Below are 24287 nucleotides of genomic sequence, written 5' to 3'. Positions count from 1 at the left end.
TTATGATAAAATAAATTTGCATTTCAAAACCTTTGTTCCTTAATTCGGAACTTGTTGTGCTTTTATCTTGTAAACGCTTACCTTTACTCGAAGGTGGATAGAAGTTTAATCAAACTATTTGGAGGGGAAAAGGATGTTTAAAGTAGATTTGAATTGTGATTTAGGGGAAAGTTTCGGCCGGTATAAACTTAGTGAACAAAAAGAAATATTAAAATATGTAACATCAGCGAATATTGCGTGTGGTTTTCACGCAGGTGACCCAAGTGTGATGAGGGAAACGGTCAAGCTTGCCATTGAAAATAACGTGAAAATTGGTGCCCATCCCGGCCTGCCGGATTTAAATGGATTCGGGCGCCGCGAAATGAAAATTACCCCGCAGGAAGCATACGATATGGTCGTTTATCAAATTGGTGCTCTTCAAGGGTTCTTATCCACATGTAATGAAACGATGCAACACGTGAAACCACATGGGGCTTTGTACAATATGTCAGCAAAAGATCCGAAACTGGCTGAGGCTATTGCCCAAGCTGTCTATGACGTTTCGCCATCTTTAGTATTATTCGGACTTGCTGGAAGTGAATTGACGAAGGCAGGAGAAAAGATCGGCCTACATACGGCACACGAAGTGTTTGCTGATCGTACATATCAATCGGACGGTACGTTAACTTCTCGTTTGCAGTCTGACGCTTTAATAATAGATGAAGAACAATCAGTGACCCAAGTAGTGAAAATGGTGACAGAAGGAAAAGTCACTTCTCAACAAAATACGGAAGTTTCTTTAAAAGCAGACACGGTTTGCATTCACGGAGATGGTGAACATGCACTTGATTTTGCGAAGTATATTAAAGAAACGTTAGAAAATAACAAGATTATTGTTTCATCCATCATCGAATAGAATGGGGACACCTTTATGACAGAACAAAAAAATGGAACAGGTAAAGTGAAAAAGAAAGTAAGTAGGAGTGTCTTGCTTGGTGCCGCTTTTTTAATGGCGACATCATCGATTGGCCCTGGGTTTTTAACGCAAACGACGGTCTTTACTCAACAATTGGCCGCAAGCTTTGCGTTTGTTATTTTAATTTCATTAATTTTAGATGTTTTTGCGCAAATGAATGTTTGGCGGATCATTGCCGTTTCGGGGCTGCGTGGCCAGGAGATTGCTAATAAGGTCTTACCCGGACTAGGTGTGTTTTTAGCAGTTATTATCGTCATAGGCGGTCTGGCATTTAATATCGGAAATGTCGCCGGAGCAGGGCTTGGATTAAATGCTATGCTTGGAATTGATCCTATTACAGGTGCGATTATTAGTGCCGCATTTGCTGTCTTTATTTTCGTATTTAAAGAAGCTGGTAAAGCAATGGACAAAGCGGCTCAAATCGCCGGTTTCGTTATGATCATCTTAATGTTGTATGTGGCATTTTCTACATCGCCGCCTGTTGGAGAAGCCATTGCTAATACGTTCGTTCCTGAAAAAATTAGTATATTTGCTATCGTCACACTCGTTGGTGGAACGGTAGGAGGATACATTACATTTGCTGGCGGGCATCGTTTGTTAGACGCGGGGATAAAAGGGGTTGAATCATTACCTGAAGTGACGAAAAGTTCTGTAACAGGGATTGTTGTGACAGGTGTCATGCGTGTCGCGTTATTTTTAGCTGTACTCGGCGTTGTGTCTCAAGGTCTCGCCATTGATCCAGAAAACCCTCCAGCTTCCGTGTTCCAACTCGCTGCAGGCGATATCGGTTATCGAATGTTCGGTGTCATTATGTGGGCAGCTGCCATTACGTCTGTCGTAGGTGCCGCTTATACATCTGTTTCCTTTATTCGTTCGTTCAGCCCAGCAATCGAAAAGTATCATAATTGGATTATTATTTTATTTATTTTAGTCTCAACTTTAACATTTTCTTTAGTCGGACGGCCTGTTAAGGTTTTATTATTAGTGGGGGCTCTGAATGCCTTGATTTTACCAATTGCGCTCGGAACGCTGTTAATAGCTGCTTACAAGAAAAATATTGTTGGCGATTATAAACACCCGCTATGGTTAACGATTTCAGGCGGATTCGTCGTCGTCGTCATGGGGTATTTGGGAATCGTGACACTAATTGAACAAATACCATTGTTATTTAAATAATATCGGGAGGAGAGATTGTACATGACCAACTATGAAAACATGGCTCCAAATGAAATAAGGGACCTTATCCGTAAACAAGACATTACGGGGCCAACGGCTGGTATGTCAAAAGGATTTACACAAGCTAATTTAGTTATTTTAAAGAAAGAATATGCCTTTGATTTCTTGCTGTTTTGCCAACGGAATCCGAAGCCATGTCCTTTATTGGATGTGACGGAACCCGGCTCTTTCCATCCGAGTAAAATTGCCGGGGATGCGGATATTCGAAAGGACATTCCTAAATATCGCATTTATAAAGACGGTGTTTTCACAGAAGAAACAACAGACATTACAGAGTATTGGGAAGATGATATGGTCGGCTTCCTACTAGGTTGTAGTTTTACATTTGAAACACCGCTCATTGAAGGTGGTATACCTATTCGACATATCGAGGAAAACTGTAACGTTCCAATGTATAAAACGAATATTTCATGTGAAAAAGCAGGGGTGTTTGAAGGGCCGACCGTTGTAAGTATGCGTCCAATGACGCATGAAGATGCGATTCGCGCCATTCAAATTACCACGCGCTTTCCTTCTGTACATGGAGCACCTATTCATATCGGTGATCCAAGTCAAATTGGCATAGCTGATATCTCCAAACCTGATTTCGGTGATGCAGTGACAATTAAGGAAGGGGAGATCCCTGTATTTTGGGCTTGCGGCGTGACACCTCAAGCAGTCGCCTTACAAAGCAAACCTTCATTGATGATTACCCATGCCCCTGGTCATATGTTTATTAGCGATGTGCGAGACGAGAAACTTAGCGTTTTATAGGAATGATCTAATAAATGAAAAATCGAGCCGCTCTCAATTACGACGCCGAGAAGTGTTATCGCTTTAAGCATAAATGAATCGAGTTGATTTTGGCGCAAAACAATTACCTTCAAGAAGAAAAGCATATTTATTTGTCTACACTCATGTACTTCAATGACTAAGTTTCACAATCTAAACGGATGCCAACGCAAAAGGGCTGTTCCAAAAGTCGATGCTTAAAGACTTTTGGAACAGCCCTTTCTTTAAATAGACAATGTGGAGTGGTGCTGCAATGTGCGCCGGTTATTAGCGTTTGTGCACGGCTGTAATAGTTTTCTGAACGGAAATCACCGAAATATGCACGGCAAACAAACTTATGCACCGGTCACCGGCCTTTGTGAACGAGTTTTACGATCTTCTGCACGCCCAAATCCTATTTATGCGCAGGAACAGTTAGAATATGCGCGCTGCCCAATGATAAAATAAAAGTTACGCAAAATAAGCTTTTGAGACAATACCTTTTCAACGATGATTGGAGAAAGTTAGTCTGTACTAAAAAAAGAACATTCATTTTAACATAAAGGTGATTCTTAAAAAAATCACCTGAACGTAATTAAACTCAGTTTTTTGTGAAAAACCCCGTTTTATTGCCTTTTTCCGTTCAATTAGCGTTGGCACAACTATTGCATTATAGATAGCAAGTGCATAATTACTATTACTTAAATGACGGGAAGGGGAATTTTCTGTGAATATGAAAGAAAAAGTGAAGGAATTAGAGTATACGCTGCCTTACAATCGCTATGTAGATCTTGAAGTCTTTGAGGAGGAAAAAAAGAAGATATTTTTTAAAAGTTGGATTTTGGCTGGGCATGTAAGTCAAGTGGAAAAGAAAGGCGATTTTTTTACTTTTGATATAGCTGGAGAACCGCTCATTATTAGCCGGGGCAATGATGATCAATTAAACGCTTTTTATAATATTTGTCCTCACCGGGGCGCAAAGGTAGAACGCAGTGAAGAAGGAAATAAAAAAATATTTATGTGCTCTTACCATGGCTGGACATTTCACTTAGATGGTAAATTAAATAAGGCACCTAACTTTCGAACGAATGACTTAGGAGACCATAGCTGTATGACTCCTGTAAAGCTAGAAGTATACCAATCGTTGATTTTTATTAATTTAGATTCCGAAGCTTTGCCTCTTAAGGATTCTTATAAAGAATTAGTAGGAAGTTTGGATAAATACACGTTTCTCGAATCTTTAAAGAAAGTTAGAGTGAATCAACGTGTAATTAATGCGAACTGGAAAGCAGTGGTTGATAATTATTTAGAATGTGACCATTGTCAAATTGCTCATCCTGCTTTCTCGAAAACGTTCGATATGAAAAATTACAATATTGATCTTCACAGGAATTACAGCTGCCAATATTCAAGTTTAACAAGTGGAAATAGTGAAGAACAAGCTCAGTTTTATTGGGTATGGCCGAATATGATGATTAGTATTTATCCGGGTTCTGGAAATATGACAACGAGTCAGATCTTGCCGATTGCACCAAATAAATCATTGGCTATTTACAGTTATTATTTTCCGAGTGAGCATATTTCAGAAGAGCAAGAAGAACTCATAAAGTTTGTTGACCAAGTCCGTGAAGAAGATTTTGAACTTGTGGAAATGCTGCAGGAAGGTTTCCATACACAAGCTTTTAAACAAGGTGTTTATTCACCAAGTGAACACGCTTTACATCACTTTCATCAGCGAATTAAGGAAGCAATGGACGTAAGATAGTTTTTCAGGAAATGAAAACGCTTGCAGATAACACTCGCTTTATTCAAACTCATTATAATAAAATAAGGTATTGAAAGCTGTACATGTACGTCATTTAGTCCTCATTCAATCATGACTGCCGTCCAAGGCCATTAACCTTGGACGGCAGTTATATCATGATGAAAAGTTAAGAAAAAACTCTTCTATTACAATGATTGAAGAAGAGGAAAGTTCAATGAGATTGTATTGGAGGCCATAACAATTATTTTTTAAATTTTAATAATCAATTTTCTGTTTTTGAACGCCAAATTATACAGAAAGAAGGGGATGGGTTATGGAACAAACGAGGGTGGACAAGTTCATTTTTTCAATGGCGTTAATTGTATTAGGAGTATTTACGGTCCCTGTTTTAATTAATCCGGAAAAAGGCAATCAATTTTTAGGAAGCATACTGGGGCTTATTAGCGGAAAGTTCGGTTCGCTTTATTTACTAGTAACGTTCTTAATTTTTTGTACCTTAATGTTTTTAGCGGTAAGTAAGTATGGAAATATTAAGCTGGGTGACGAAAAAGACAAGCCGGAGTTCTCTACTGCCAGTTGGATTGGTTTAATATTTACATCAACAGCTGGATCAAGCTTATTATACTGGGGGTTTATTGAATGGAGTTATTATTATACAGCACCTCCATTTGGCATTACTCCTGAAAGTGTAGAAGCTGCTGAATGGGCTTCCACATACGGAATTTTCCATTGGGGGTTTATGGGGTTTTCAATTTATTGTTTGCCATCTATTGCTTTGGCGTACGCGTTATATGTGCGGAAAATTCCTAATACACGACTAAGCTCAGCTTGTCGCGGCGTTTTAGGAGATCGAGTGGACGGTTACTTAGGAAAATGCATCGACATATTGTTTATGTTTGGCATCGTCGGAGGGGTCGGAACATCTCTTGGTCTTGGTACACCAATGTTAGCTGAAGCTGTTTCGAAGTTAATCGGGGTTGAGCGTTCTTTAGGACTGGACGTAGCTATTATTGCGTTCTGGACCGCTATCTTTTCTGCAAGTGTATATTTCGGATTGAAAAAAGGGTTAAAAGTATTAAGTGATATCAATATTTATATCTATATTGCCTTCGCTCTTTTCTTTTTTATAGCAGGACCAACTGTATTTATTATTAACAAATTCACAGATAGCGCGGGATTATTAATACAAAACTTTTTAAGAATGAGTCTTTATACAGATTCGGTAGGCGGATCAAGCTTTGCGCAGGATTGGACGATTTTTTATTGGGCATGGTGGTTTGCTTTGGCTCCGTTTATGGCAATGTTTACAGCTAGAATCTCAAAAGGGAGAACGATACGCTCAGTAATACTTGCCATGTGTGTCGGGGGAACTCTCGGGTGTGCTTTAGCCTTTTCTGTATTTGGCAATACGAGCCTTTATTTTGAGTTAAACAATATTCTTCCAGTCATCGATATTTTACAAAATGAGGGGGCACCGGCAGCTATTGTTGCGATGATTCAAGCAATGCCAATGGGAGCTAATGTTCTTCTCGCCGTATTCGTTGTACTTGCGTTTATCTTCTTGGCAACAACGATTGACTCTGCTGCTTATACACTTTCTTTTATGTCGACAAAAGCAACGACTGATGAGAAAGAACCAGCAAGATGGATTCGCTTAAGCTGGGCAATGATTATTGGTTCTGTCGCGATCACATTAATGTATGGGGGTGGATTAGAAGCTTTACAAACGTTATCGGTGATCACGGGCTTCCCGATTATGTTTATTTCCGTAATCATTGCGATATCACTATTAAAGTGGTTAAAAGAAGATAGTTACATCAATTCTTCAGTACAACAATCTTCATCTGAAAAGAGTGAAGAAAAGGAGTATTCTTCCGAACGAAAATCTAGCTAATGAAGTAACTTTTTCTTCCCAGCACAATTTCATGCGCATGGATAATGAAAAATAGGAATCGTCCGTTTATAAACGGACGATTCCTATTTTTTAATGAACCTTTGAATCAAGGTTCTTCTGTATTGTCACGTAAATCATCACAATATTTTTGAATGAGCTTCAAAGCATTCGTTTGGCTGATCTTTAAATCTTTTGCTACTTTTCGAGAACTTTTATACTTTTGAAATGATTTTCGGACGATCTCTTTTTTTGCTCTGTCTACCGCTTCGTTGAGTGATGAAGGGATGGACAGCTCGGAATTTTCTCGAATATTGTGGTAGACCGATTCTGGGAGATCATGAACTTCAATGATCGAATCACTTGTAATAACTAACCTCTCTATTAGGTTTTCTAACTGCCGTATGTTTCCAGGCCATTTGTAGTATGTAAGCATATCAAGGCATTCTTCTGAAATGAGTTTATTTACTTCGTACATGGTATTAAACTTATATAAAAAATGATAGGAGAGCGGAATAATATCTTCTTTTCGTTCTCGAAGAGGCGGCATTTTGATATCAATGACATTTAATCGATAAAATAAATCTTCTCGAAAATGCCTGTTTTCTACCATCTCGCTCAAATTTCGATTCGTTGCAGCAATGATTCGGATATTCACTTTTTTTTCTTCGTGACTGCCAATGGGAATAAACTTTTTTTCCTGAATCACCTGAAGCAGCTTTGCTTGGAGTGTTAGTGACATTTCACCTATTTCATCTAGAAAGAGTGTGCCATTGTCTGTTGCTTCAAGTAACCCAATTTTCCCTGATCGATTGGCGCCAGTAAAGGCTCCGGGGGCATATCCAAAAAGTTCAGATTCAAGTAATTCTGCCGGGATGGCTGCACAGTTAATCGTTAAAAATGGTCCTTCTTTTCTTTTGCTCGTTTGATGGATATAGCGGGCAAGAACTCCTTTACCTGTTCCGGATTCGCCTTGAATTAAAACGGTCGAGTTTGTTACAGCAATTTTTTGAGCGAATTTTAGAATATCTTTGACTTTTTCACAATTAGTAATCATACCTATATCGGTTTGATTTATTTGTTTAGAAGAATGTGCCCCTGCTTTTTCTTTCACCTTGAGCATATTGTAGCTTTGTAATTCTCTAGCCGTCGTTACGACTAATTCGACTTCGTTCTTATCATTAAGTATAGGAATGGCTGAGGTGAGTAATTCAGCGCCAATATTCGTTGTTTGCTTTATTAAAAGCGGTTTTTTCTTTTCGTATACCTCTGGAACGAGCGACGGCCTCCAGTATCCTTTTTCGAATAGTTCTACACTGGACTTGCCTAATACATCTGACTTTTTTAATCCATAATGTTTTTCACAGGCGTTATTTACGTAAATAATCTTTTTATTGCTGTCAAGAACAAAGATCTCATCAGACGAGTAATCCAAGATTTTCACAAGTGTTTCCAATGTCATATCAACATTCATAGACATATTAGATAGTCGGTGCATCATATAGCCTCCTGCAAAAAGTTAATACGTTGAAGGAAATAGTGAGAGATTACTTTTCTATTTGAAGATATAAATGATTGAAATCTCAACTTCTGTATATGAGTTTTTGGCTTAATGCTTATTAGAAGTTGAATATTCGACCTTTTTCAGAAAAAGAAAAACACCATTTCTTTAAGTAAAATTAAGGTGCAAAAACCCAGATTAATAAAGAAGGGTGCTGTATCAGATTGTACTGAAAATTCCTACTTTTGTCCATTTATCTTAAGGCATGAACAACAGGATTTTACCCTGTTGTTCATGCCTCAAAAAATATACTTATTTGAATAATTAGAATACTACGCGCGGAGGATTAATAAATTGGATTTAATAGCGTATTTAAAATTGTATACAATCACAAATACAATTTAGAAAGGATTTGTTTTTATGCAGAAAAATAAAAAGAAGGTTTCTTTAGATGACGAAATTTATTCAATGATAAAAAGAGCTATAACTAATAGAGAACTGGCACCTGGAACGAAATTATCGGAAGAAGAGCTTGCCAACATGTTAAATGTAAGCAGGACACCTATTAGACTAGCTTTAAAAAGACTGTCCTATGAAATGTTAGTTACGATTATTCCGCGCAGAGGAGCGTTTGTTGCGCAGCCTACGCCACAAGAAGTTAAAAATGTTTTTGAAATGAGGATGTTATTGGAAGACTATTCGGTTCGAAAAGCATGTGAAAAATCTAAAGAATCAAAAGGGTTTTTTGAAAGAATTGAATCATGTATAGAGCTTGAAAAAGCAGCTTATTCACAAGGAGATATTCCTGGAGTGTTATTACAAGTGGAAGATATTCATGTTGAAATAGCAAAAATTTCTGGAAACAACATTTTGGTCAATCAATTAAGGGATCTAATCGCCTTAACAAATATTTATTTAACTTTCTTTGGATCGATGTCATCAAATAATCCCCGTTCCCCTAAAGAACATTTTAATATTTTAATGGAAATTAAAAATGGTCATTCGGAAAAAGCCTCTTTATTAATGTATAATCACATTTTCTCTATATTAAATCGTTTAGACTTTAATTTAATTCAACAAACTCACGGGGGCATTGAAAGTGTGTTTAAGAAAACAAATGATGTAAAGGCAAATTAAATAAGAGAGCGGGGAACAGAAATGGATAAAAAAGCGGATGCCTTAAACTTAGACAATATTCAAATAGAGCCGGACTCTTTTATAGACAAGATTATGCAAAAGAAAGTAACAGGTTCTAAGCTAATATTATTTTCGTTAATTGCGGCATTAGGGATCACCATGTCTATTGTTCACCTTTACACGTCTGGTTTTGGTATTTTCTCAGCCTGGCAGCAACGCTCTATCACTTTATGCTTCACTTTACTCTTAATACCCTTTCTATTTCCATTTAAAAAGCGAACAAGCCATGTGCAAAAGGTAGTTGATTCTCTTTATTTTATAACAGCTTTAATAACAGCCGGCTATATTATCTTCAGTTATCCAGATGTTGTATTTCGTGAAAGTACCCCAACCCAGCCAGATTTGATTATTGGAACGGTTCTAGTTTTATTAGTACTAGAAGCTACTCGAAGATCTGTGGGCTGGGCTATGACTATTATCGTTGCGTTATTTATTATGTACGTATTTTTTGGCCAACATCTTCAAGGGCTTCTCGGTCACCCGGGCATATCGTTTCAAAAAGCCATAAGTACTTACTTTAATACGACACAGGGGATATTTGGCATTATCTTAGGGGCGATGTCAAATTATATCATTACTTTTATCATTTTCGGAGCCTTCTTGGCAAAATCAAAAGCCGGAAAATTTTTTATAGAATTGTCATACTCTTTAACTGGTGCTAAAACAGGGGGACCAGCTAAAGTAGCCGTTGTAGCTTCAGGTTTGATGGGAACTATTAGCGGGGCAGCGGTTTCAAACGTTGCAACAACGGGAACTTTGACGATTCCTTTAATGAAAAGAGTAGGGTATAAAGGGCACTTTGCTGGAGGAGTAGAAGCGGCAGCATCATCAGGCGGGCAGTTAATGCCTCCAGTGATGGGAGCAGCAGCGTTTATCATCGCGGCTAACTTACAAATCCCCTATGCTGAATTAATGTTATATGCTTTAATTCCTGCTTTATTGCATTATTTTGCCGTCTACTACATGGTCCACTTTGAAGCAAAGAAAAATAATTTAATAGGCCTTAAAAAAGAAGAACTTCCTGATTTGAAGAAAGTATTCATTGAAGGGTGGTTTTTATTACTTCCTATCATCTTGATCATTGGAATGCTTATGGGAGGGTATTCCCCTCAAATAGCAGGATTCTATTCTATTTTAGCTATTATTTTCGTTTCGCTTTTTAGAAAAAATACGAGAATGAGTATTCAAGATATTTTATCAGCATTAGAACTAGGGGCAAAAAACTCAGTATCAATCACTGCCATTTGCGCAGCGGCAGGTCTGTTGATCAGCAGTGTGAATTTAACAGGACTCGGTTTAAAGTTTTCATCTGTTGTTTTGAATTTCACAAGTGGCAGTCTTATTCTTTCTCTCATCTTTATTATGCTGGCATCTATTATTCTAGGTATGGGCATGCCAACTGTTTCGGCCTATGTCATTTTAGCTGTCCTAGGGGTTCCTGCTCTTGTCCAAATTGGCGTAGACCCGTTGGCAGCTCACCTCTTTGTTTTCTACTTTGCCATTATGTCAAACGTCACTCCGCCGGTGGCCGTAGCTGCCTATACCGCTGCTGCCATAGCTGAGTCTGACCCTACTAAAACAGGCTTTTCGGGTTTGAAAATATGTTTAGGTACATTTATTATTCCGTACATGTTTGTTTTCGGCCCCGAATTATTACTTCAAGGAGAACTTGTAAATATTGTTATAGCTGTAGTGACCGCCATGATTGGGATCATCTGCTTAGCTTCTGCTTTGCAAGGTTGGTTATTCCAAAAAATGAATGTATTTGAAAGAGCTGCAAATATCGTTGGTGCTGTTTTATTAATAGATACCGGCTGGATCACTGACATCATTGGTATTTCAATCTTTTTGGTCACTTTAATTAATCAACACCGCAAACAAAAAGAAAAGCGGCATTCTCAAGGCCTTGCTGACTCTAGTCAACTGCTTTCCTGAGTAATGGAGAATAATAACAAAAGGGGGAATGAAAATGAACAGTCTTAAAAAGAAAGTAAATTTAATATTAGTTTTAATAGGTTCGCTAGTACTAGCTTTGGCTGGTTGTAGTGATGGAAATTCGGCTGCTGAAGGAGAAGGTGCGAAAAAAGATAATTACAAACCAGTACCGAACAATATTACTCTCGCATCTGGACCGATTGGAGGAGGATGGTATCAAACAGGGGCAAGTGTTGCTGAAATTTTAATGAAAGAAATTCCAGGATTAAATGTTACGGTAATAGAAGGAGGAAGTGAATCGAACATTCGCGATGTCGCGAATGGAAGCGCTCACATTGGCTACACTTTTTCCGATTCCATTAATGATGCAGTAAATGGAGCTGGCGTGTTTGAAGACGGTGCTATTGGAAATGTTAGTGGTATAGCCTCGTTGTATACTTCGTATTATCAAGCGTTTGCGGTAGAAAATAGCAAATACGACACATTTAAAGATCTTTCTAAAGGGGCACATTTGCTTCCAGGCATGAAAAATTGGGGAGGCGAGTTAGTAACTAAAGCCATTTTAAAACATTATGATGTTTCATATAAAGATATAGAAAAAAATGGAGGGAAAGTTTCATACACAACCTTTGGAGACATGCCATCGTTGCTTGCAGATGGTCATGCCGATGTAGCAATGGGTATTACTGCAGCTCCTTCTTCGATGGTCATGGAATTAAATGCATTAAAGGGTGTTAAATTTTTAGAAGTTCCTAAAGAGATTGCAGAAGATATTCAGAAAAACAACGCAGGGTTTATACCCGCTCAGCTCCCGGCAAACACATATGAAGGACAAAAAGAGCCTGTCGATACTTTAGCTTCTTACTCAGTTATTTTCGCAAGTAATGATTTGCCAGAAGAGTTAGTAGAGCGTATATCTAGAGCCATCGTAGAAAATAAAGATGAATTAATCAAGAACAATGAACCAATGAAAGACTTTAAAGAAGAAGATATTTTAAAAGGGTTTAAAGGAGTTCCCATTCATCCAGGAGCAGAAAAAGTATATGAATAATGGAAGTGTGCCTGTCACTACGTAAGTTTTTTCGAATCTATCGAGTCAGGTTACAACAGATTTTCCAATTTCATCGTTAATAATAAAAAAGGTCATGGAGTTTATCCATGGCCTTATATATATAACTACCTTTAGGGAGAGCCGTCTTATCTTTGGAAGAAGAGAGGAACAAGAAATCATATAATAAACTGCGGCAAAACAACTCCGCCGTAAATAAACGCTGCTACGATAACGAGTGCAGGGTGTACTTTCCACTTAGTGATAGCTAACAAAGCGATACCGGCGATCAGGAGTGATTGCCAATAACCGATGGAATCAAAGGATACATGGCTGAAATCCCACGTTAGCTGAATCATCAAAATTGCGATAACCGGCTGTACTAAAAGCGTCATTCCTTTAACGACAGAAGATTGCTTAAAGTGATTCAGAACTTTCAGAAGAATAATGATAGCAATCGCCGATGGAGCTACGGTTGCCAGCGTGGCTACAATGAGTCCGATCCACCCAGCCTGCTGGTAACCAGCAAAAGCGGCGATTTTTGTCGCAATTGGTCCGGGAAGGGCATTGGCAACCGCCAGCATATCCACAAACTGTTCATTTGTCATCCATCCGTAATGATTAACCACTTCTTGCTGCATAAGCGGGATAGAGGCTGGTCCGCCCCCATAGCCCAGAATATTTGCTACAAAAAATCCTGAAAATAGTTCCCACAAAATCATGATGACACCCCGCGATCTTGATTAGTTTTTGATTTTTCCCATTTATTCTTCATCAAACCGGAGAGCTTTATATGGAACGCTCCATAGATTAAAAACAACATAATGGTAATAGCTGGATGCAAATGAATGACGGCAAGCAATAAAAAAGATAGAAGACCGAAGGCCACTCCGACAACTTTCCCTAATCCTTTCCATGTTTTTGCACAAAAATCATAAGCCATCATACCGAGAAGGACAGCTATAACTGGACGGACAGCTGCAACCATTCCAGCGACAATGACGGATTCTTTTAAGGAGTAGAGTAGTCCTAATAAGCCGACAATTCCGATACTAGTGGGCAAAATATGGAATATAACTGCTATGCACGCACCGAGACTTCCTTTTCGATGATAGCCGAGTTGTGCGGCCATCTTCGTTGCAATAGGGCCTGGCAAAGCATTGGCGAAGGCTAGTATATCACCGAATTCTTCATCACTCATCCATTTGTATCGCAGGACGGCTTCGTGGCGGAAAAGCGGGATAACTGATGGACCGCCTCCATATCCTAAAATTCCCGTTCTAATCATTGCCGCTGCAATATTTAAATACGCTTTCAAGTTCATATAAACTCCCTCCCATCGTTTTCATCCATTTATCCCGCATTAACTGGCAGTAAGACCCCCCTCCCAAAGTCTTTAGGTTGTTTCTAAGAAGCATAGGTGGGGATCAACTGCCAGTAAACGCCCGATCCATTCAACTAATCATCAGTGGGGATGGAGAAAACCCCACTGATGGAAGTTTCATTTTACAGCTTCAGTCCCATTCGGCTCTTATAACGTTTTAGCAGCATTTGAGTGTCTACACGCATGATTCCTGGCGTGGAATAAAGGGTTTCAAGTAAGAAGCTTTCCATTTCCTTCGCATTTTTAAAAACGCCATGCATGTGGAGTGTACTCGGTCCCGTCATATGATAAAGACTGGTGACTGCAGGATGCAAGGCCAGCTTTTCAGCTATTTCGTCTAAATACTTCGGTTCCACATCCACATTAAAAAATGCTGAAACTTGAACGCCTACTTTTATAGGGTTAATAACAGCGGTAAAACGTTCAATTACCCCTTCCTCAATTAAGGAGTTAATACGAGATTGAACGGCTACTCTAGAAAGCCCGATTTTCTTGGCAAGATCGGTATAAGAGATGCGAGCATCTTCGAGAAGTACTTCCAAAATTTTTTTGTCAATTTCATTTAGTTTCATAGGGGGCATTTCATTTTTGTCAAAATCTTTATTTGTCATCAGCTGACCCTCCAATAGTTTTGTTTCGAAATGTAAGCTAAATAAAATAAAATCTTTCGTTATGAATAACTATATATTAAATAACTTTCTAAATCAATGAAAAAAAGTCATTGACTTAACCAATTGTTTGTGAGAAAGTATTTTACAAAGATATAAATCTGAATTTTCAGATATCTGATAAGATAGGGGGAAGAAGAATGGCAGATCGTCCAGCTGGAAATCCGACACTTACTCGTTCAGTTGTTCATGCACCAAATGGTATGGCCGCCTCAAGCCAGCCGTTAGCATCGATGACCGGCCTGCAAATTTTACAGCAAGGGGGGAATGCATTTGATGCGGCTATAGCAGCAGCAGCGGTACTGACCGTAGTAGAGCCGATGCAGACAGGACTTGGAGGAGATATGTTTGCACTCATTTACAATCAAAAGAACAAAAGAGTCGAGGCTTTAAATGGCAGTGGCCGTGCTCCTTTTAAATCAAGCAGAGACTATTATTTGTCACAAGGATATACGAAGGTACCGGAGACAGGAATTTTATCAATCACAACTCCAGGTACTGTAGATGGATGGGCTGAAGTTTTAGAGAAGCATGGAACGATGACATTTGCTGAAGTATTACAGCCGGCCATTGAGTACGCTGAAAAGGGCTTCCCTGTTTCTGAGATCATTGCGGCACAATGGAGGCGGGCAGAACCGCTATTAAAACAAAATAAAGAAGCAAGCGAGTACTATTTGATAGAAGGAAGAGCACCGAGAGAAGGGGAAATTTTTAAAAACCCGAAACTGGCCGATACGTTAAAAGCAATCGCCGAAGGAGGAAGGGATGCCTTTTATAAAGGAAAGATTGCCCGCGAAATTGCAGAGTATGTAGAAAAGCAAGGCGGCTTTCTTAGTTACGAGGACTTAGCTGCACACTCATCAACATGGGTGGAAGCGATTTCAACAAATTACAGGGGCCATGATGTTTATCAGCTTCCCCCAAATGGACAAGGGGTAGCCACGCTGTCGATGCTTAATATTCTCGAAAACTTCGACTTTAAAAATGTAGAGCACAATTCTTCCGAGTATATTCATCTTCTTACTGAAGTAAAAAAGTTTGCTTATGCTGATCGCGACTGTTTTATTGCTGATCCTGATTTTGCTCCTGTACCAGTAGAAAAAATGCTGTGCAAGCAGTATGCACTGAGCCGCAGCCAGCAAATTGACAGGTTACACCCGATGACGAATGAAAGCCCTGGCTTTGAGCTGGTAGGGGATACCGTTTATTTATCGGTAGTAGATAAAGATCGAAATGTTATATCGTTTATTAATAGCTTATTTACTCCTTTTGGATCAGGAGTGGTTGCGGGGGAGACAGGTGTGTTTTTACAAAATAGAGCGGTAGGATTTTCTCTGGAAGAAAGCCATTTAAATACATTAGAACCAGGAAAAAGAACGCTCCACACGATTATTCCTGCCCTTGTAATGAAAGATGAAAAACCTTATTTTTCTTTTGGTGTAATGGGCGGGGATATGCAGCCGCAAGGCCAGGTTCAAGTATTACTTAACCATTTGGAATATGGCATGAATGTTCAAGAAGCCGGAGAGTCCCCTCGTTTTCGTCATTCCGCAAATGGATTAGCTTTAGAATCAGAAATCTCAAGTAAAACAAGGTTGGAATTGATGGAAAAAGGTCATGTTGTCACCTCTGGCTTGGATTACTTCGGAGGTTATCAAGGAATTCTTATCGATCCAAAAACAAATATGCTGCAAGGGGGATCGGACCCTCGAAAAGATGGCTGTGCCATCGGTTATTAAACTAGTTATCTAATAATGCTTCTAACGAAAATGAATAAATATAAAAAAGTTAATGAAGGAACAGGCTAATCATTAATGCTCACTTACTTTCTCTATCTATGGCAGGAAAACATACAACATTCTCTTTATTGCATATGTCAGTCGTCGGTTTCAACCAATAAGATAAACGACATAAGAGCAATTCCTTCTTTGAGAAGTCACACTCAAACATTTCTGTTTCAAAGAAAAAAATGAGAAGGGCACTTACTCATTTAGTCTTATGGAAACTAAATGAGTGACTGCCTTTAATCAATGGGGAGGAAATATAGTGGAAAAAAAGTATGTTACGGAAGCCACTACTGCCGCGGTACAACCTGCCAAGAAAAGGAGTAAGTTTGCTGTCGTAGGGCCTGGTATTGTTTTGGCGGCTACTGGAGTCGGAGCAGGGGACCTTGTTACGGCTATCGTTGCTGGTGCCGATTTCGGAATATCCCTTGCATGGGCGGTTTTCATTGGCGTCTTTTTTAAGTACATGCTTACAGAAGGTGTCGGTAGGTGGACCTTAGCTACAGGGCAGACCATTTTAGAAGGCTGGCGATCACTCGGAAATTGGACAATGGGTTACTTCTTCGTTTACGTCTCGTTATTCGGGCTTATCTATGGTGCAGCCATTGCCACGGCATGCGGCCTTATCATGTATACGATGTTTCCAATTATGCCTTTATGGGCGTGGGCGATACTCCATTCTGTCGCAGGTTTTGCCCTAATTTGGTTCGGAAGATATAAAATATTTGAACGTGTCATTACCGTTTTAATCGGAATCATGTTTGTGGCTGTTGTCGGTTCTGCCATTGTGATTTTACCGGGCCTTGCTAATATTCCAACCGAAGCGCTTGTATTTAGAATTCCAGATGGTTCCATTTTCCGTGTTCTCGGTCTAGTCGGAGGAGTAGGTGGAACGATGGCACTTGCAGCCTATGGGTATTGGATACGGGAAAGGGAATGGAACGACAAGTCGTGGATACCTGCTATGCGGATGGATGCATCCATTGCTTATATCATTACAGGTCTTTTTTCTATCTCGATGATGATTATAGGGGCACATTTTCTATATGGTTCTGGTGTAGCTTTCAGTGGCACAGAAGGGCTGAAAGATTTTCTAGGCTTATATGGACAGAATTTTGGAACGACGGCACAATTCGTTTTAAATATTGGTTTCTGGGCAGCTGCATTCAGCTCTTTAATTGGATCATGGAGCGGGATCCCTTACTTGTTTGCGGATTTTGTACGTGTTATCAAGCAGAAGAATGCAGATAAAGTGAATGATTCCAAACCAGTATCTGAAAAAGATCCTGCATATAGAGCGTTTCTAGCGTGGCTTACTTTTCCATCTATGCTTCTATTGATATTTAACAAGCCAGTTGGTTTAGTGTTGCTGTATGCTGCACTCGGCTCAGCGTTTTTACCTTTCCTCGCTATTACCTTACTCATGCTATTAAACTCGAAGAAAAAGGTAATGCCTGATTATCGAAACGGATGGGTTCACAATGCCACGTTAGTGTTTATTATTGTAGTGTTTGTTGCTTTAGGTGTGATAGAGTTTTTATAAAAAATAAAGGTGCTTATGCCAACGAAAAACCCCGGAGAGACATTTATTTTCTCTCCGGGGTTTTTCATGGTTCAGTAAGAATATTAAGAAACATTTTTCTTTGCGCTGGCGTGCTGCTTTGAGGCTAATTTAGGCCAGTTGAAAACGATGGCCAGCACACCGCAGATGCCTGTTAAGACAGGGTAAAACGAATAAGGCATGATTGCGACTGGCGAGATGGCAGCAAGTCCGGAAGCAGCCATCAATTGTCCGCCGTAAGGAATCATCCCTTGGACGGTGCAGGCAAAAATGTCTAAAATACTCGCTGATTTTCTCGGGTCAACTTCGTATTCGTCAGCGATATTTTTAGCAAGCGGCCCGGCAATAATAATGGAAACGGTATTGTTCGCTGTTGAAACATTCGTTAATCCGACAAGGCCGGCAATTCCGAATTGTGCTCCGCGCTTTGACTTAACATTTTTCGTGACTGTGTGCAGCAAGAAATCGAGTCCGCCGTTATATTTAATGATTTCTACCATCCCGCCAATTAAAATAGCGAGCATGGCGAGGTTTTGCATACTTCCAATCCCTTCACCAACTGCCTGCAAGAAGGTAAGCAAGGTGTAGCTGCCGTCGATAAATCCGATGATTCCGGATAAAAGAATCCCTCCGGCTAATACAACGAGTACGTTGGCGCCGGCAAGTGCAGCGACTAATACAGCTAAGTAAGGAAGAATTTTAACAAAATTGTATGAATGCGTATCCACGGTGCCTTCTACTCCCGATGTCAGTACAAATAAGATGACGGCTGTCACAATCGCTGCCGGCAGGACAATAAAGAAATTCACTTTGAACTTGTCTTTCATTTTTGTTTGCTGTGTTCTGACAGCGGCGATCGTTGTATCAGAAATAAACGATAAATTATCGCCAAACATCGCGCCGCCAATAACGGCACCCATCGCAAGAGCGATCGAAACATCGGTCTGGGCGCTGATGCCGATCCCGATCGGCGCCAAAGCAACAACCGTTCCCGTTGATGTGCCCATTGAAAGGGAAATAAAGCAGGCGATAAAAAAGATTCCTACTATTAATAAGTTATGCGGAAGTATCGTCAGAGCCAGATTGACAGTCGATTCGACCGCACCCATCCCATTGGCTGTTGCAGAGAATGCACCTGCTAAAATAAAAATAACAGCCATTAACATAATATTCGGATGGCCGGCTCCTTTACAAAACACATCCATTTTTTCTGAGAAAGGTTTTTTTCTGTTCATGACCAGTGCTGCTCCAGCGGCTATCAAAACCGCAACAATGATTGGAACAGATTTAAAATTACCTGTGATTATTCCGCTGCCGATAAATATAGATAAAAAGACAACGAGCGGCAGCAAAGCTAATGGATTTCCTTTTGAATTATCATTCATCCTATTTACCTCTCAATTCTTATCATTCCGATTGGTTATAAAGATAGTAAACCTCGATGACAGAATTGTCAATCATCTTTTGGAAGAAAGGAAGTTTTTCTGAACAAAAAAGGGCCAAGCATCATTCACCCGCGGACACCCTGGCGTATTCATTAAAACCACTGCAAATAAAACTCCGGTTTTCCAACATGGAAGCCCGGAGTTTTTGTTGTTGCCTTATTTTTCTTCTTCCTTATAAAAACGCTCTCCGGTATCAGGATGCATGTAAACGACGAGTTTTTTCTTTGTCGTCGGGTCAATCGATACTTCTTTCGTGCGGACGAACCCTTCTGGCACGTGTTGGCCATGCTTCGTTTTAAAGCGGCGGTCCCAAATGAACCACGAGCCGATGATCAGGATGATGAGAACGATCAGCTGCAAGCCGTAAAAACCGATAATCCATTCCAGCATCAGCTTTATTCCTGTTCCGCGATGACGGCGGTTCCGTAAGCGACAATTTCGCTCATGTTTTGGCCGATTTCCCCTGAGTCAAAGCGCATCATAATAATCGCGTTGGCGCCCATCGCTTTTGCATTTTGCACCATGCGGTCGATTGCCTGCTTCCGCGCATCTTCCAGCATTTCTGTGTACTGGTTAATTTCTCCGCCGACAAGTCCTTTTAACGAAGCGACAATGTCTTTGCCAATGCCCCGCGCTCTCACTGTCAGCCCAAACACGGGCCCTTTAACTTCGGTAATTTTATAGTTGGCAATGTTCTCTGTTGTTACGATAATCATATTCGCCCCACTCCTTATTAAAAAATACGTTTCTATCTTTTCTTATTCTACATTGTTTCTTATATGACTGTCATTTTGCAGATACAGTTAATATAATTCAGCCACAAAGAAGCGCTAAAGGAATGGTTTCTCCTTTAGCGCTTTTTTTTAATCAGTGAAGACTTCACCGAACATGATTGTTTTTGCATGCATCATTTGCATTTAAAGTACAAATGATGCAGTTTTCTTCGTTTGCAGCGATATCGGCCCCGCCTGCGCCAGATAACATGACAGCCACTGTTGCTGTCCATCCTATATTCAGCATATAGGAAAGCGCTTACAACAGCAAGGGCTTTTTTACTTTTTTGGTTATTGATGCATACAACTATCGAAAGTTGGAAAAGATGTTCACATATCCCCTTTGTTGAAAAAGCATCTGCTCATATGCAGGTGCTTTTTTCAGTTGGGTAAAATAAGCAAAGTGGAGCGGCGCCGAGTTGTGCATAGGTTAGTGGAGTTTTCTTCACAATTACTATCGCAATATGCCCGGCAAACAGACTTATGCACAGGCCGCCGGGCATTGTGCACGAGTAACACGAATTTTTGCACCCTCGCATTAAATTTATGCACAAGAACCAATGGAGTGTGCACGCCGCACGGTGATAAAATAAAAGTGGCGCTGCCGGCGCTTTTAAGAAAGTTCCTTTTAGCGTGTTTAATTTCACTTATATAACTATTTAATAACACTCATTTAAATGTTAAATAGTTGGTTGGACAAAAATTGTAATATAGTAAAGGATAAGGAAAATGGTACGAGCGTGGCTACAAAGCAATCACTTCGTTCAATCATTAGATGCAGCAGTGCCGATCCTAAGAAGAGTGCGTGCTTGTTTTTCAGAATATTTATATTTTTCTGAGTAATTACTTGCTGGGATTATGCTCTTAGGGACGGTTACGGCTTCTATCAGACTAACCTCTCTTATTTGAGCTTAATTACTTATAGATAGGGAGGTTTTTTGCATGGAAGAAAGAACGCAGTTGGACAAGACGTTGAAGCCGCATTGGGTCTGGGCGATTGCCTTAGGTTCGGCAATCGGATGGGGGAGCTTTGTCCTTCCGGCAGACTGGATGGCGAAACCGGGACCGCTCGGGGCAGCGATCGGGTTTGGGGTCGGCGGGCTTCTCATGATTATTATCGCAGTCAGCTATGGGTTTTTGATTAGGCACTTTCCGGTATCCGGAGGAGAGTTTGCCTATGCGTATCTCGGCTTTGGAAGGGTGCACGCTTATATTTGCGGATGGTTTTTAGTGTTAGGGTATATGAGCATTGTTGCCTTGAACGCGTCCGCTATGGCACTGCTGTTTAAGTTTACGATTCCGAAAGTGGCGATGCAAGGGCAAATGTACAATATCGCCGGCTGGGACGTGTATTTTACCGAAGTGGTCATTGCGACCATCGCCTTATTTGTGTTTGCCTGGCTGAACATTCGCGGGGCGTCTTTCTCGGGACGGCTGCAGTTTATCTTCTGTGTCGTACTCGTATTAGGTGTGGCGGCGCTGGCACTCGGCATGTTTACGCATCCTGACTCATCCTTCTCTAACTTGCAGCCGGCATTCAACCCAGAAATTCCTGCTTTGTCCGCGATTTTAACGATTGTAGCCATTGCTCCATTTGCTTTTGTCGGCTTTGACAACGTGCCGCAGTCCGCGGAAGAGTTTGATTTCCCTGCGAAAAAAGCATTTATGCTTATTGTGTGGGCACTGATCATTGCGACATTGATTTATGTGGCGAATATTATGTTTACAGCTGTTGCGATGCCGTGGCAGGATCTCGTCGCGAAGCAATCTATTTGGGGAACAGGAGATGTTGTTTCCGGCCACTTTGGCAGCCTTGGATTAGCCGTGCTGGCAATCGCCATTTGTATGGGGATCTTTACTGGCCTGAATGGATTCTACGTATCCGCAAGCCGCCTGCTGTTTGCGATGGCCCGCGCGAAAATTTTGCCCGATGTGTTTGGAAAGCTTCATCCGAAATACAGAACACCTTATGCAGGTATTATTTTTACTCTCGTTATTTGTTTAGCCGCTCCATGGTTCGGCAGACAAGTGCTTTTATGGATTGTCGATATGGCATCTATCGGTGTGGCCGTTGCGTACTTTTACACTTGTTTCGCTGCCTTTAAGTTTTTCAAATGGTCAGGGGACGACAGTGTAATGGAGGGAGCTGTTTCACCGGGACGGAAGTTTTGCAGCCTGCTTGGTTCCATTGCAAGTCTCGTCTTCGTTGGGCTGTTGGCCATTCCGGGATCACCGGCATTCATGGGCGTACAATCTTGGATTGCTTTACTCATTTGGCTCGCCATCGGTGTTGTGTTCTACATGGTGCGCGGAAAGTCATTTAAACAAATTCCGAAAAAGACGCTCGATTATTACATCTTAGGTGAACATAGCCATTTAGCGGATGGGTTTAACCATCAAGCTCCGGCTGATGCAGATGAAAAAGTGGCTCCTTAACTAAAATAAAGGCTGTTTTCTAAAAGATTGTTGTTTTTGTAGTATATTCTTATGACAAAAAGTGTAGCAAAAGGGTTGATTAGAGCGGAAGGTGCGAGACTCCTGCGGGATTAGCGGGACAGGTGAGACCCCGCAGGAGCAAAGCGACGAGGAGGCTCACCGCCCGCCCCGCGGAAAGCGAGCATCCTGGAGCGGAAATCAACCACCCCTTCTCTAATAGCAGCAAATTTTACGAAAACAGCCAAAATAAAAAACCAATTCCCGTCATACAATATTTTTTGTATGTGGGAATTGGTTTTCTTATTTTAAAGAATAGTAATTAAGAAAATAGCTGAATCAAATAGCTTAATAATATACCGACGACTCCGAAGTCAGAATCTCCAAACGTTGTTCCTTCAAATCCAAGTGAGCCGAGAAGAGGAAGAAGCAAGGCTGGCAGGAAGGAAATTAATAGTCCATTGGCTAAAGCCCCAATGACAGCTCCGCGTCTTCCGCCTGTTGCGTTACCAAAAACACCCGCTGCCGCTCCCGTAAAGAAATGCGGGATCAGGCCTGGTACGATCACTTTCAAACCGAATAAAGGCACGAGGAACATGGAAATTAATCCAGCCACAAAGCTGCATAAAAAACCGATGATGACAGCGTTAGGAGCAAAAGGGAACACGGCTGGACAGTCAAGCGCAGGTTTAGCATCTTTCACGATTTTATCGGCAATGCCTTTAAAAGCAGGAACGATTTCAGCGATGAGCATGCGTACACCAGCAAGAATGACATATACGCCAGCAGCGAATGTGATCGCTTGCATAAATGAGAAAACGATAAAGTTGACGCCGCCGCTTAATTCAGCTTCAATATAGCTTTTGCCGGCAAAAGGAGCGACGACTAAGAAGAGGATAGACATCGTCAGCGACATAGCCACGGATGTGTCACGAAGAAAGCCGAGTGATTTAGGCACTTTGATTTCTTCCGTCGTTTTAGATTTATCTCCGATACGCTTGCCGATAAATCCGGCAGTAAAGTAGCCGATTGATCCGAAGTGGCCAACCGCTATCGTGTCATTGCCGGTAATTTCGCGAACGTAAGGCTGCAAAATCGCTGGCAAGAACACCATTAATGCGCCTAAAATAATGGAACCGATAATAATAAGCGGCACACCAGTAATGCCGCCTGATGCAAATACTGCAGAAATTAAGCACGCCATGAATAAAGTATGATGACCAGTTAAGAAAATATATTTAAATGGCGTAAAGCGGGCAATGATAATATTGACGACCATCCCAAACAGCATAATCATGGCCGTTTCCTTGCCGAGTGTCTGCTGTGCGATCGCTACAATGGCTTCATTATTTGGAATAATCCCTTCGATATGAAACGCTTTTTCAAACATTTTTGAGAAAATGTCTAAAGAAGCCACTAAAATACTGGCGCCTCCCCCGAGAATTAAGAACCCCATAATTGTTTTTAACGTTCCGGAGATGACATCGGCAACTCCTTTCTTTTGAAGGAGAAGGCCTAATAGAGCGAACAATCCGATTAAGATCGCAGGCGTACCCAGCACGTCATTCATAAGAAAATCAAGCATTTATAGCCCTCCTTAAAATTAATTGAATAAACACGCGTTTATTCGGTTACATTTCATTAGGAAGCAGGCCGTGACTAGGCCTGCTTCTTTATTTATTCTTACAGATTCGCTTCAAGTGCAGCTTTTAATTCATTTTGATCTAAAATATTCGTTAAGCCGACAATGTTTTTGGTGCCATCTTCAAGCTGTGAAATCAAATCTTTTGAACCAAGGTAAAGGTCCGCTTGTTCTGACTTAGCAGTTGTTAAATCGGTATGTGATACTTCTGCTTCCACACCCATTTGGCTTAAAATTGTTTTCACATTCATTTCCACGATAAAACTGCTTCCTAATCCATTTCCGCAAACAACTAGAATTTTTTTCATTTGTAATTCCT

General features: G+C 40.6%; 21 protein-coding genes. 11 read left to right on the top strand and 10 right to left on the bottom strand.

The annotated features are described in order from the left end of the window. Positions 1-133: 133 nt before the first annotated feature. The 5 genes from F9802_RS10040 to F9802_RS10020 all read left to right on the top strand — a co-directional run bounded on the left by F9802_RS10040 (position 134) and on the right by F9802_RS10020 (position 6600). On the top strand, positions 134-895 hold the full coding sequence (locus F9802_RS10040) for a LamB/YcsF family protein (protein ID WP_152151509.1): 762 nt from the start codon (positions 134-136) through the stop codon (positions 893-895). A 15-nt stretch (positions 896-910) separates the two neighbouring features. Next, entirely contained in the window at positions 911-2131 is a 1221-nt protein-coding gene (locus F9802_RS10035) for an NRAMP family divalent metal transporter (RefSeq protein ID WP_152151507.1), read from the top strand. Between the two features lie 21 nt (positions 2132-2152). Beyond that, positions 2153-2944, top strand: coding sequence for a putative hydro-lyase (locus tag F9802_RS10030; protein WP_152151505.1), 792 nt, complete (start codon positions 2153-2155; stop codon positions 2942-2944). Positions 2945-3674: 730 nt separating this feature from the next. After that, positions 3675-4706, top strand: a complete 1032-nt coding sequence (locus F9802_RS10025) for an aromatic ring-hydroxylating oxygenase subunit alpha (RefSeq protein WP_152151886.1) — start codon at positions 3675-3677, stop codon at positions 4704-4706. Positions 4707-5019: 313 nt separating this feature from the next. After that, on the top strand, positions 5020-6600 hold the full coding sequence (locus F9802_RS10020; RefSeq protein ID WP_152151503.1) for a BCCT family transporter: 1581 nt from the start codon (positions 5020-5022) through the stop codon (positions 6598-6600). Positions 6601-6706: 106 nt separating this feature from the next. On the opposite strand, the gene F9802_RS10015 is transcribed toward F9802_RS10020, so the two are convergent. Then, a complete protein-coding gene (locus tag F9802_RS10015; RefSeq protein ID WP_152151884.1) occupies positions 6707-8095 on the bottom strand; it encodes a sigma-54 interaction domain-containing protein in 1389 nt (462 codons plus the stop codon). A gap of 423 nt (positions 8096-8518) precedes the next feature. Between F9802_RS10015 and F9802_RS10010 the strand changes: the two genes are divergently transcribed. The 3 genes from F9802_RS10010 to F9802_RS10000 are packed head-to-tail and all read left to right on the top strand — an operon-like array spanning position 8519 to position 12281. After that, positions 8519-9235 (top strand): GntR family transcriptional regulator, encoded by a 717-nt coding sequence (locus tag F9802_RS10010; RefSeq protein ID WP_152151501.1) that lies wholly within the window; start codon positions 8519-8521, stop codon positions 9233-9235. A gap of 21 nt (positions 9236-9256) precedes the next feature. Next, the gene (locus F9802_RS10005; RefSeq protein ID WP_152151499.1) at positions 9257-11230 is read left to right on the top strand and encodes a TRAP transporter permease; all 1974 of its coding nucleotides are present in this window, start codon (positions 9257-9259) and stop codon (positions 11228-11230) included. 34 nt (positions 11231-11264) lie between these two features. Continuing rightward, positions 11265-12281, top strand: coding sequence for a TAXI family TRAP transporter solute-binding subunit (locus F9802_RS10000; protein WP_191991853.1), 1017 nt, complete (start codon positions 11265-11267; stop codon positions 12279-12281). A 176-nt stretch (positions 12282-12457) separates the two neighbouring features. On the opposite strand, the gene F9802_RS09995 is transcribed toward F9802_RS10000, so the two are convergent. The 3 genes from F9802_RS09995 to F9802_RS09985 form a co-directional block, all read right to left on the bottom strand. Beyond that, the gene (locus tag F9802_RS09995; protein ID WP_152151495.1) at positions 12458-13000 is read right to left on the bottom strand and encodes a chromate transporter; all 543 of its coding nucleotides are present in this window, start codon (positions 12998-13000) and stop codon (positions 12458-12460) included. After that, on the bottom strand, positions 12997-13602 hold the full coding sequence (locus F9802_RS09990; protein WP_152151493.1) for a chromate transporter: 606 nt from the start codon (positions 13600-13602) through the stop codon (positions 12997-12999). Before F9802_RS09990 ends, F9802_RS09995 begins: the two co-directional genes overlap by 4 nt. Before the next feature lie 182 nt (positions 13603-13784). After that, positions 13785-14273: an Lrp/AsnC family transcriptional regulator gene (locus F9802_RS09985; protein WP_152151491.1), complete on the bottom strand. Its 489-nt coding sequence runs from the start codon at positions 14271-14273 to the stop codon at positions 13785-13787. A 197-nt stretch (positions 14274-14470) separates the two neighbouring features. On the opposite strand from F9802_RS09985, the gene ggt reads away from it, so the two are divergent. Both ggt and F9802_RS09975 read left to right on the top strand, forming a co-directional pair. Then, positions 14471-16069: a gamma-glutamyltransferase gene (gene ggt / locus F9802_RS09980; RefSeq protein ID WP_152151489.1), complete on the top strand. Its 1599-nt coding sequence runs from the start codon at positions 14471-14473 to the stop codon at positions 16067-16069. A gap of 307 nt (positions 16070-16376) precedes the next feature. Beyond that, positions 16377-17657 (top strand): Nramp family divalent metal transporter, encoded by a 1281-nt coding sequence (locus tag F9802_RS09975; protein WP_225435286.1) that lies wholly within the window; start codon positions 16377-16379, stop codon positions 17655-17657. Between the two features lie 83 nt (positions 17658-17740). On the opposite strand, the gene F9802_RS09970 is transcribed toward F9802_RS09975, so the two are convergent. The 4 genes from F9802_RS09970 to F9802_RS19630 form a co-directional block, all read right to left on the bottom strand. Next, positions 17741-19060 (bottom strand): Na+/H+ antiporter NhaC family protein, encoded by a 1320-nt coding sequence (locus tag F9802_RS09970; RefSeq protein ID WP_152151487.1) that lies wholly within the window; start codon positions 19058-19060, stop codon positions 17741-17743. A 216-nt stretch (positions 19061-19276) separates the two neighbouring features. After that, positions 19277-19510 (bottom strand): hypothetical protein, encoded by a 234-nt coding sequence (locus tag F9802_RS09965; protein ID WP_225435282.1) that lies wholly within the window; start codon positions 19508-19510, stop codon positions 19277-19279. A 5-nt stretch (positions 19511-19515) separates the two neighbouring features. Next, positions 19516-19836, bottom strand: a complete 321-nt coding sequence (locus F9802_RS09960; protein WP_152151485.1) for a YbjQ family protein — start codon at positions 19834-19836, stop codon at positions 19516-19518. 163 nt (positions 19837-19999) lie between these two features. Further along, positions 20000-20140: a hypothetical protein gene (locus tag F9802_RS19630; RefSeq protein WP_191991851.1), complete on the bottom strand. Its 141-nt coding sequence runs from the start codon at positions 20138-20140 to the stop codon at positions 20000-20002. 695 nt (positions 20141-20835) lie between these two features. Here F9802_RS19630 and F9802_RS09955 point away from each other — a divergent pair. Further along, entirely contained in the window at positions 20836-22329 is a 1494-nt protein-coding gene (locus tag F9802_RS09955) for an APC family permease (RefSeq protein WP_152151483.1), read from the top strand. Positions 22330-22648: 319 nt separating this feature from the next. Here the strand turns inward: F9802_RS09955 and F9802_RS09950 are convergent, their stop codons facing one another. Both F9802_RS09950 and F9802_RS09945 read right to left on the bottom strand, forming a co-directional pair. Next, on the bottom strand, positions 22649-23911 hold the full coding sequence (locus F9802_RS09950) for a PTS ascorbate transporter subunit IIC (protein ID WP_152151481.1): 1263 nt from the start codon (positions 23909-23911) through the stop codon (positions 22649-22651). A 98-nt stretch (positions 23912-24009) separates the two neighbouring features. Beyond that, a complete protein-coding gene (locus F9802_RS09945) occupies positions 24010-24276 on the bottom strand; it encodes a PTS sugar transporter subunit IIB (protein ID WP_152151479.1) in 267 nt (88 codons plus the stop codon). Positions 24277-24287: the final 11 nt, after the last annotated feature.

The organism is Bacillus aerolatus, assembly GCF_009183655.1.
GTDB lineage: Bacteria > Bacillota > Bacilli > Bacillales > Domibacillaceae > Pseudobacillus > Pseudobacillus aerolatus.
The sequence above is the reverse complement of the archived record's forward strand: the minus strand, read 5'-3'. Positions and strand labels throughout refer to the sequence as shown.

Bases quoted from the DNA above. Each gene is read 5' to 3' on its own strand.
- F9802_RS10040 (WP_152151509.1), top strand. From the start codon at position 134: ATGTTTAAAGTAGATTTGAATTGTGATTTAGGGGAAAGTTTCGGCCGG.
- F9802_RS10035 (WP_152151507.1), top strand. From the start codon at position 911: ATGACAGAACAAAAAAATGGAACAGGTAAAGTGAAAAAGAAAGTAAGT.
- F9802_RS10030 (WP_152151505.1), top strand. From the start codon at position 2,153: ATGACCAACTATGAAAACATGGCTCCAAATGAAATAAGGGACCTTATC.
- F9802_RS10025 (WP_152151886.1), top strand. From the start codon at position 3,675: ATGAAAGAAAAAGTGAAGGAATTAGAGTATACGCTGCCTTACAATCGC.
- F9802_RS10020 (WP_152151503.1), top strand. From the start codon at position 5,020: ATGGAACAAACGAGGGTGGACAAGTTCATTTTTTCAATGGCGTTAATT.
- F9802_RS10015 (WP_152151884.1), bottom strand. From the start codon at position 8,095: ATGCACCGACTATCTAATATGTCTATGAATGTTGATATGACATTGGAA.
- F9802_RS10010 (WP_152151501.1), top strand. From the start codon at position 8,519: ATGCAGAAAAATAAAAAGAAGGTTTCTTTAGATGACGAAATTTATTCA.
- F9802_RS10005 (WP_152151499.1), top strand. From the start codon at position 9,257: ATGGATAAAAAAGCGGATGCCTTAAACTTAGACAATATTCAAATAGAG.
- F9802_RS10000 (WP_191991853.1), top strand. From the start codon at position 11,265: ATGAACAGTCTTAAAAAGAAAGTAAATTTAATATTAGTTTTAATAGGT.
- F9802_RS09995 (WP_152151495.1), bottom strand. From the start codon at position 13,000: ATGATTTTGTGGGAACTATTTTCAGGATTTTTTGTAGCAAATATTCTG.
- F9802_RS09990 (WP_152151493.1), bottom strand. From the start codon at position 13,602: ATGAACTTGAAAGCGTATTTAAATATTGCAGCGGCAATGATTAGAACG.
- F9802_RS09985 (WP_152151491.1), bottom strand. From the start codon at position 14,273: ATGACAAATAAAGATTTTGACAAAAATGAAATGCCCCCTATGAAACTA.
- ggt (WP_152151489.1), top strand. From the start codon at position 14,471: ATGGCAGATCGTCCAGCTGGAAATCCGACACTTACTCGTTCAGTTGTT.
- F9802_RS09970 (WP_152151487.1), bottom strand. From the start codon at position 19,060: ATGAATGATAATTCAAAAGGAAATCCATTAGCTTTGCTGCCGCTCGTT.
- F9802_RS09965 (WP_225435282.1), bottom strand. From the start codon at position 19,510: ATGCTGGAATGGATTATCGGTTTTTACGGCTTGCAGCTGATCGTTCTC.
- F9802_RS09960 (WP_152151485.1), bottom strand. From the start codon at position 19,836: ATGATTATCGTAACAACAGAGAACATTGCCAACTATAAAATTACCGAA.
- F9802_RS19630 (WP_191991851.1), bottom strand. From the start codon at position 20,140: ATGCTGAATATAGGATGGACAGCAACAGTGGCTGTCATGTTATCTGGC.
- F9802_RS09955 (WP_152151483.1), top strand. From the start codon at position 20,836: ATGGAAGAAAGAACGCAGTTGGACAAGACGTTGAAGCCGCATTGGGTC.
- F9802_RS09950 (WP_152151481.1), bottom strand. From the start codon at position 23,911: ATGCTTGATTTTCTTATGAATGACGTGCTGGGTACGCCTGCGATCTTA.
- F9802_RS09945 (WP_152151479.1), bottom strand. From the start codon at position 24,276: ATGAAAAAAATTCTAGTTGTTTGCGGAAATGGATTAGGAAGCAGTTTT.